At 69.5% G+C, this 8,080-nt stretch carries 6 protein-coding genes and 1 riboswitch; of the genes, 3 read left to right on the top strand and 3 right to left on the bottom strand.

Annotation, left to right across the window (positions count from 1 at the left end; genetic code table 11):
• Window positions 1–139: 139 nt before the first annotated feature.
• Window positions 140–1,036: a LysR family transcriptional regulator gene (locus tag OM076_RS41040; RefSeq protein WP_270045999.1), complete on the bottom strand. Its 897-nt coding sequence runs from the start codon at window positions 1,034–1,036 to the stop codon at window positions 140–142.
• Window positions 1,037–1,106: 70 nt separating this feature from the next.
• Between OM076_RS41040 and OM076_RS41035 the strand changes: the two genes are divergently transcribed.
• The gene (locus OM076_RS41035) at window positions 1,107–2,015 is read left to right on the top strand and encodes an SDR family NAD(P)-dependent oxidoreductase (RefSeq protein ID WP_270045998.1); all 909 of its coding nucleotides are present in this window, start codon (window positions 1,107–1,109) and stop codon (window positions 2,013–2,015) included.
• On the opposite strand, the gene OM076_RS41030 is transcribed toward OM076_RS41035, so the two are convergent.
• Complete coding sequence (locus OM076_RS41030; RefSeq protein ID WP_270045997.1) at window positions 1,992–4,406, bottom strand: glycoside hydrolase family 3 N-terminal domain-containing protein; 2,415 nt, start codon at window positions 4,404–4,406, stop codon at window positions 1,992–1,994. The two genes, OM076_RS41035 and OM076_RS41030, sit on opposite strands and share 24 nt — an antisense overlap.
• 320 nt (window positions 4,407–4,726) lie before the next feature.
• Window positions 4,727–5,977 carry a serine hydroxymethyltransferase gene (gene glyA / locus OM076_RS41025; protein WP_372518141.1) on the bottom strand — a complete coding sequence of 417 codons (1,251 nt, stop codon included), beginning with the start codon at window positions 5,975–5,977 and terminating at the stop codon, window positions 4,727–4,729.
• Between the two features lie 14 nt (window positions 5,978–5,991).
• Window positions 5,992–6,075: riboswitch (ZMP/ZTP riboswitch) on the bottom strand.
• A 107-nt stretch (window positions 6,076–6,182) separates the two neighbouring features.
• On the opposite strand from glyA, the gene OM076_RS41020 reads away from it, so the two are divergent.
• Window positions 6,183–6,692: a nitroreductase family deazaflavin-dependent oxidoreductase gene (locus OM076_RS41020; protein ID WP_270045995.1), complete on the top strand. Its 510-nt coding sequence runs from the start codon at window positions 6,183–6,185 to the stop codon at window positions 6,690–6,692.
• 116 nt (window positions 6,693–6,808) lie between these two features.
• Window positions 6,809–8,065 carry a hypothetical protein gene (locus OM076_RS41015; protein ID WP_270045994.1) on the top strand — a complete coding sequence of 419 codons (1,257 nt, stop codon included), beginning with the start codon at window positions 6,809–6,811 and terminating at the stop codon, window positions 8,063–8,065.
• Window positions 8,066–8,080: the final 15 nt, after the last annotated feature.

The following is an 8,080-nucleotide window of genomic DNA, read 5'->3' as shown; positions in this document are numbered from 1 at the left end:
GCGGATGCGCCAAGGCCTTGGCAATCCGAGCCTCCGAGGTCTCCCCCGAAGGACGATGTCCATTAGTAGATGAGGTTGGTGAAATGGTGGGCATAGTCACGTCCAACGGTAGATCAGCACCCGGTGAGATGCAACGGGCTTACGCCCGCGCGGCGGCGATCAGCGCGTCGACCACGCGAGCGGTGGCGCCGCCGAGCGGGCCGGGCAACCGCGCCAGCACCAGGCGCCGCGTCTCCTGTGGCTCGCCTCGCACGGCGACGACCCGGACGCCGTCGGGCAGGACCTCACGAGCGATCGGCGCAAGCGTCGTGATGGCGAGCCCGGCGGCCACGAGCTGGAGCTTGGCCAGCCAGTCGCGCACGACGAAGCGGACGTCGGGACGCTCCGCCAGTCCTGGCCACACCCCGAGCAGCGAGTCGCCCGCGTCGGAGCGGCTCGCGACCCAGATCTGGCCGTTGAGCTGATCGACCTCGACCGCTCGGGCGCTCGCGAACGGGTGGTTCGACGACACCGCGAGAACCAGCTCGCGCTCCGAGAGCAGCGTGAGCTCAAGCGGCGGCGACTCCGCGTCCGGCGGCCGAAACGGCGGCGTTTGGGCGAGGATCGCGAGATCGAGCGTGCCCGCTCGCAGCGCACGAGTGAGCGCGGGCGTGGTCCCCTCGCGCAGCGTGACGTTCGGGTCCTGAGGCAATGAGGCCAGCGCCGTCGGCACGAGCCCCGCGGCCGCCGTGGCGAACGCTCCCAGCCGCACCGGTCCACCCGCGACAACCTCGCCGGCCGTCTCACGCACGGCGGCGTCGAGCTCGTCCAGCACCCGGATCGCGCGGGGCAGCAGGCGCGATCCCGCCGGCGTGAGGACGACACCGAGCCGACTGCGATCGAACAACCGGCGCCCGGCGACGGCCTCCAGCGCCGCCACCTGCCGGGACACCGCGGACTGCGTGTAGCCCAGCGAATGTGCCGCGGCCGAGAACGAGCCCGCTTGCGCGACCTCGCGCAACACCCGCAACCCGGTCGGCGAGAAGTCCGTGGCCATGCGTATGACGCATGGTAGCTGTGCCGAATTGTCGCCATCGGCATGGGGTCGACGCGGCTAGCTTGAGGTCATGCCCGACCCCCGCATCGCCCTCGTCACGGGCGCCAACCAAGGCCTCGGCCTCGCGCTGGTCGAGACGCTGGCCGCTCGCATGGCGCCGCACGACCGCGTCCTGCTCACCGGCCGCGACCCGGGACGCGTCCAAGCCGCCGTGGCCGCCGTCGCCGAGGCCCAGCCGATCGCCCGCGTCGAAGGCCGCGTGCTCGACGTCCGCGACGGCGACGCCATCGCGGACCTGGCGGCTGAGCTGGGAGAGGTCGACATCGTCTTCTCCAACGCCACGTCGCGGATGACGCCCGACGACGATCCCGCCGAACAGGTCGATGCCCTCGCCGAGACCAGCAATCTCGCCACCAGCCACATGCTCCGCGCCTTCGCCCCACGCCTACGACGCGGCGGCCGGCTGATCGTCGTGGCCAGCGCACTCGGAACGCTCGACAAGCTCGACGCCCGTATCGCCGATCGCTTCGCCGCGGCCGCCGCCGACAGCCTCGACGCCGTCGACGCCCTCGTCGCCGAGTGGCGGCGGGCCGTCCACGACGGCCGCGCCGAAGCCGAGGGCTACGGCAGCTGGCTGAACATCCCGTCCAAGGTCGCCCAGGTCGCCGCCGTCCGCGCTGTAGCCCGGACGCGACGCCCCGCCGATCTCGCCGAGGGCAAGCTCCTCATGGCGCTCTGCCCGGGCCTGATCGACACCGACGCCTCCCGCCCCTGGTTCGCAGACATGAGCGAGGCCCAGACCCCGGCCGAAGCGGCGTCCTGGCCAGTCGAACTCGTGCTCGCCGAGAGCTTCGACCCCACGTATTACGGCGAGCTCGTCCAGTTCGGCACGGTCTTGCCATGGGCGACCGGCATCGCCGCGCCAGCGTTGGCGCGGCGATCCAGCGATCGTGAATCAGCGGATGGTGAAGGGTGCTGACGCGGCGACGTCGTACGGCGTCGTGACGTTGTTGTTCAACTGGACGACATAGTTGCCGGGCTCGACGGTCGGTGGTCCGGACGCGTCGATGTCTCCTTGCGTCTCGGCCAGTGTCGACACCGGGAATTCGACGCTGACGGTCCTGGACTGGCCGGCGTCGAGCGTGACGCGCGTGAATCCGACCAGCCTCTGCGGAGGCACGATCACGCTGCTGACCGGCTGGGACACGTAGACGGGAACGATGTCGGTCCCGCTACGAGTTCCGGTGTTGCTGACCGTGAACGTCGCGGTCGCCGTGCCTCGGCGGGAGACATTCGCGGTCACCGAGAGGCCGCTCGCCGTGAACGTCGTGTAGGACAGGCCGAACCCGAACGGGTAGAGCGGGTTGTAGGCGTGCCCCTGCCCGGATCCTGTGCCCGGGAGCTGGTCGAAGAACTTCGGCTGGTCGCCCAGCGGTGAGAATGCGGAACCGTCGAAGTCCCCTCCCGGTGCGGCGGCGTCGGACGGCCAGCTGATCGGCAGCTTGCCGTTGGGGTTGATCTTGCCGAAGATCACGTCGGCGACCGCCTGGCCGGCCTCGGTGCTGCCTTGGTAGGCCATGAGAATGCCGTTCGCGTTCTCGGCATCCGGCCCCAGGCCGACCGGACGTCCGGCGATGACGACGACGATCACCGGCTTGCCGGTGTCCTCGAGCGCCTTGATCAGAGCCTTCTGGTCAGGCGGCAATTGCGGCGCCGGGTTGTCGCCCAGCCCTTCGGCGTACGCCTTCTCACCGACCGCCACGACGTAGGCGTCGGCGGGCGTGTTCGCGGCGGTGGCGCCGTCCGGCACGTACACGGCGTTGCGGTCGCCGCTCAGAATCCCCTTCTGCACCGTGGTACCGGGGGGAATCTGGTCAGGCAGACCCATGCAGCAGACGTGACCGGCACCGAACACGCCTTGCCAGCTGACGCTCCACCCGCCGAGCTGGTTCGTCATCGAGTCGGCGCTCGGACCGGTGACGACGATCTTGGCGGACGAAGAGAGCGGGAGCGTGTTGTTCTGGTTGCGCAGCAGGGTCATCGACTCCTGCGCTGCCGTGAGCGTCCCGGCTCGCCCAGCGGTGACCGCCGCGTTGGCGGCGTTGGCGTCGACGCACGGCCTGCTCGGGTTGCTGACGCACGGTTGGTCGAACAGGCCGAGCTGGAACTTCAGCGTGAGAATCCGCCGCGTTGCCTCGTTGATCCGTGCCATCGAGATCATGTGCGACTGGACGGCCTGGAGGATGGCGGTCTGCCATTGATCCGGGCCGGTCACGTACATCGCCATGTCGACACCCGCGTTCACGGCCTTGGCAATCGCCTCCGCCGGGGTGGCCGCGACGTGGTACGCGGTCTGCAATGCCTGCACGTCCTGATAGTCACTGATCACGACGCCCTGGAAGTGCAACTGGTTGCGCAGGATGTCGGTCAGGAGGTAGTGCGACCCGGTGGCGGGAACGCCGTTGATGGAACCGGAGTCCGCCATGACCGTCCCAGCCCCGGCGTCGATACCGCCGGCGTAGGACGGAAGGATCACGCTCTGCAGGTAGCTCAGGGGCAGCAGCGCCTCGTTGCGGTCGTGGCCGTTGATCGACTGCGAGTAGCCGGCGAAATGCTTGACCGTCGCCGCGACGCCGAGCGAGCCGGCCGGACCGGGCGCCTGCATGCCTCCGATGTTCGCGCCGCCCATTGCCGTCGCGAGCACCGGCGCTTCGGCCCAGGTCTCGTAGGTCCGTCCCCACCGGTTGTCGCGGGCCAGATCCTGGACTGGGGCGAAGACCCAGTTCCAGCCGGTCGCGCGAACCGCCTGGGCGGTCGCGACGCCGCCGGCGCGAGCCGCCGGCGGATCCCAGGTGGCGCCCATGCCGATGGACTGGGGATAGAGCGGCGCCTGCCAGGGATGGCCGAAGCCGTGCACTGCGTCAACCCCGAAGATCACCGGGATGTGCAGCCGCGAATTCTGGATGGCGTACTGCTGGATCAGGTTGTACTCGTTGGCCCAGTCGTAGCCGGTGTTACCGCTGCCGCCGTGGCCGGTGGTATCCGGCGGATTGTCGGTACCGCCCGCGAGCAACGAGCCCGTGTTGTTGTCGACCAGCCACGTCTTCATGCAGCTCTGATTGAGCTGCGCCCAGCCCTGGCTGCCGCATCCGCCGGACGGACCGGTCAAGTTGTCGACCAGTTGCTGGTCCATCTGGCCGACCTTCTCGGGCAAGGTCATCGCACCGAGCAGGGCGTTCACCCGCGCCTGGATCGGCTTGTGCGGATCGAGCCACGGAGCGTTGCCCGGGTGTGCGGAAGCGAGGGCGCCCTGGCCGACGAGGACGGCCAGCGCCGCGGCCAGACAAGCGCCGACAGCGACGACGAACACCGCCTTCCTTCTCCTGCGCATACGGCCTCTGGCGTGCGGAGCGGACATGGACGTGTCCTCCTCGGGTTGGGGTTAACCGCGGTCAGTGCCCTCCGTGGCCGAAGTCGCGTGACGGCAGCGAAGACCTCGAACTGAGCCCTGACCCCATTCAATTCCGAGCGAGCGAGCCACCGCGTGCAGCAGTTCAGGAAGCGGTGTGCGTCCTCTTCTCATCGAGCTCTCCTCTGCATGGACCACGGAGTTGCCGACGTCCGGACACAGTCGTCCGTTCACCGCGACAAGTCAAGGCCGCCGCCCCGTCTCGATGTGGCGTGCCCGGGCTAGGCCGGCGGCGGGAACGCGCGGGCGAGCTCGACGACCTCGCCGCGGATGCGCTGCAGCGCCGCAGCGTCCTCCCGGCCGGCGGCCTGGACGCTCTCGTCGATCCAGCGCGCTAGGTCGGCCATGTGGTCGGGCGTGAGGCCGCGGGTCGTGATCGCGGGCGTGCCGAGACGGATGCCCGACGGGTCCAGTGGCGGGCGCGGATCGAACGGGACGGTGTTGTAGTTGCAAACGAGCGCCGCCTGCTCGAGCGCCTCTGCGGCCGCCCGGCCGCCGACGTCCTGGGCCGTGAGGTCGACGAGCAACAGGTGGTTGTCGGTGCCGCCCGAGACGAGGTCGTAGCCGCGCTCGATCAGCGCGTCCGCTAGCGCCACCGCGTTGGCGACGATCGCACGGGCGTATTCCGCGAAGGCCGGTTGCGCGGCCTCATGCAGCGCGACGGCGATCGCGGCCGTCGTGTGGTCGTGCGGGCCGCCCTGCAGGCCGGGGAAGACCGCGCGGTCGAGCGCCCGTGCGTGCTTGTCGCCTGACATGAGCATCGCGCCACGCGGACCGCGCAACGTCTTATGCGTCGTGGTCGCGATGACATCGGCGTGCCCCGCGGGGGAAGGGTGCGCGCCGCCGGCGATCAGGCCCGCGATGTGGGCGACGTCGGCCGCCAGCACGGCACCGACCTCCTCGGCGATCGCGGCGAACCCCGCGAAGTCGATCGTGCGCGGGATCGCGGTGCCGCCGCACCAGATCAGCTTCGGCCGCTCGCGCAAGGCGAGCTCGCGGACCTCGTCGAGGTCGATCACGCCCGTCTCGCGGCGCACGCCGTAGCGAACGGCGCGGAACCAGCGGCCCGTGACCGACACGCCCCAGCCGTGCGTGAGGTGCCCGCCGGCGTCGAGGGACATGCCGAGCACGGTGTCACCCGGTTCCAGGAAGGCCGCGTAGACGGCGAGGTTCGCGGGCGCCCCCGACAGCGGCTGAACGTTGGCGTGCTCGACGCCGAAGAGCGCCTGCGCACGCTCCACCGCGAGCCTCTCGACGCCGTCGATGACGAGGTTTCCCTGGTAGTAGCGGCGCGACGGGTAGCCCTCCGAGTACTTGTTCGTGAGGACGGACCCGGTCGCGGCGAGCACGGCGGGTGAGACGTGGTTCTCGGACGGGATGAGGCTGAGCGTGTCGTGCTGGCGCGTCTGCTCGGCGGCGAGCAGTTCAGCGACACGGGCGTCGGCGGCTTCAAGGACGGTGGGCACGGGCACCTCCGAACGGTCGGATTCGGTGCCCAGGCGCGCGGCGTCAGGAGCGCGCCGCTTCCCGGTGGTCACTTCCACCCGAGGCGCCAGTCACGACGCGCGTTCAAACCGTACCGGACAACCGCCTCGATGGCGAGATGGCCTGCGGACGAGCCGGAACCGGGCGGACGGCCGTTGGACCATGCATGCCTGGACGGTTACCTGCGTTGGGATGTCCAAAATCGAGCTCAACAACCAGCAACTTGAAGCCCTGACGGACGAGCTCCGGTCGCCCAGCGGACCCGGCACGTCCGCCTGGGATCCCTCCGCGTCACGCACACGGCGGTTCAACGAGGCGCTGATCGAGTACTTCCGGCAGAACGACCACAAGGTCCCGGGGAACCTCGAACGCAACCTCATGCTGTTGACGACCACCGGAGCCAAGTCCGGCCAGAAGCGCACCGTGCCGCTCGCCTTCCACCACGTCGACGGCCGCCTCGTCGTCGTCGCCTCGATGGCCGGCGCCGACCGGAACCCGCCGTGGTTTCACAACATCAAGGCCGACCCCCGCGTCAAGGTCGAGATGGACGGCGAGACCTTCGATGCGACCGCGGTGATCACCTCCGGCGAGGACCGCGATCGCCTGTTCGCCGGGGTGGTCGCCCACCAACCGTCGTTCGGCTCCTACCAGCTGCGCACCAAGCGCTTGATCCCGGTCGTGGAGCTCATCCGACGGTCCTAGTCCCCCGAATTCGAGTCCGTGGGCTGACGATCCTGATTGCGGCGCGACGTGACGCGCAGGGTGCGCACCGCTCGGCGGCTTGCGCAGCACGGCTCTGTCCGAGCAGGCTGGCCGGCATGCATGACCGGATCGAGCGCGAGGAGCGGCGCCGAGAGCACTCCGAGCCAGAGCCGCAGCGGGTCCGCACGCCGCACGAGATCGATGCACTCCAGCGGACGATGGGCAACCAGGCCGTGACGCGGCTGCTCTCTCGTGCGCAGCTCCAGCGCAAGCCCGTCACGCCGCGCCAGTACATGACCGACATCGTCTCCGCAGGCAGCGCCGATCCCGAGTGGGACCCGCACTGGACGACCGCGATCAAGTACGTGCTGAGCCAGGGCACGTTCGATATGGCGTTCAGCGGCACGGTCGACGACGAGCTCGACGCCGACGCCGAGAAGGTTGTCGCGAGGCTCAAGGCGCTCGCGCAATTGAGCAACGACAAGCCCAACCGTCACCGCATCGCCACCGACGCGGTCCGCTGGCACGCCGGCATCGAGAGCAGCAGCGGCGGCTCGGGCTTCGGCACGGTCGAGATGTCCGGCGAGGGCATCACCGGACGGCCGGCGTTCCCGCTCTTCACGCAGCAGAACATCCCCGTCAAGGCCGGACAGCACCGACGGCACATCCTGGCGTGGCACACGATGCGCGAGTTCGTCACCAAGGCGTACGCGGCGCAGAGAAACGCGGTCATCCAACCGATGCGGAACGCGTTCTCCACCCCTCCCGATCCCGTATCCGGCATGGCGTTCGCCGAAGCCTTCCAGCACGTCGTGTCGGGCCGCCAGCGGTCCGGCGCCGGCGACGGTGACCTGACCGACGAGGAGGTCCTCAAGGTCGGCCTCTTCGTGATGAACGGGAATCCGCGCAACCTGTGGGCGGGCCGGGGCAGCACCAACAGCGCGCTCAATACCGCGCAGATGGCGATGCACAAGGCGCTCAATGAGGTGCATACGTTCTCGGACCTTGATGCGATCGTGACTCGCTGGAAGAACGCGAAGGGCAAGGCGGTCTACAGCGCGGCCACCGAGCTCGGTGCCGAGGTTGCGATGCACCACGGGAAGGCCGCGCTGCAGGCGTGGGGAAACGATGCGGACGAGGAGGAGGTCGTGCACGGGGTGGCCGACAAGGTCCGCGAATACGTGCTCAGCAACCTCGAGATCGATGTGCTCGGCGACTCCAAAGCGCAGACCGAGCTCGCGCAGGAGAAGGCAATGCAGCTGAGCGATGCCCGCGGACTGATCGACAATGTCGCGCGGGGCGTCGTCGACATCGGCCAAGTGCCGGACTGGATCATCACCGAGGCCGTGGGGCAGTACTTGCGCTACACCTGATCGCCGGCGCGTCCG

This window comes from Solirubrobacter ginsenosidimutans, from assembly GCF_027587205.1.
Note: the sequence above shows the minus strand (reverse complement) of the source record. Positions and strands in the feature narration are given on the sequence as shown.

Coding starts and splice junctions, on each gene's coding strand:
- OM076_RS41040 (WP_270045999.1), bottom strand. CDS start 1,036: ATGGCCACGGACTTCTCGCCGACCGGGTTGCGGGTGTTGCGCGAGGTC.
- OM076_RS41035 (WP_270045998.1), top strand. CDS start 1,107: ATGCCCGACCCCCGCATCGCCCTCGTCACGGGCGCCAACCAAGGCCTC.
- OM076_RS41020 (WP_270045995.1), top strand. CDS start 6,183: ATGTCCAAAATCGAGCTCAACAACCAGCAACTTGAAGCCCTGACGGAC.
- OM076_RS41015 (WP_270045994.1), top strand. CDS start 6,809: ATGCATGACCGGATCGAGCGCGAGGAGCGGCGCCGAGAGCACTCCGAG.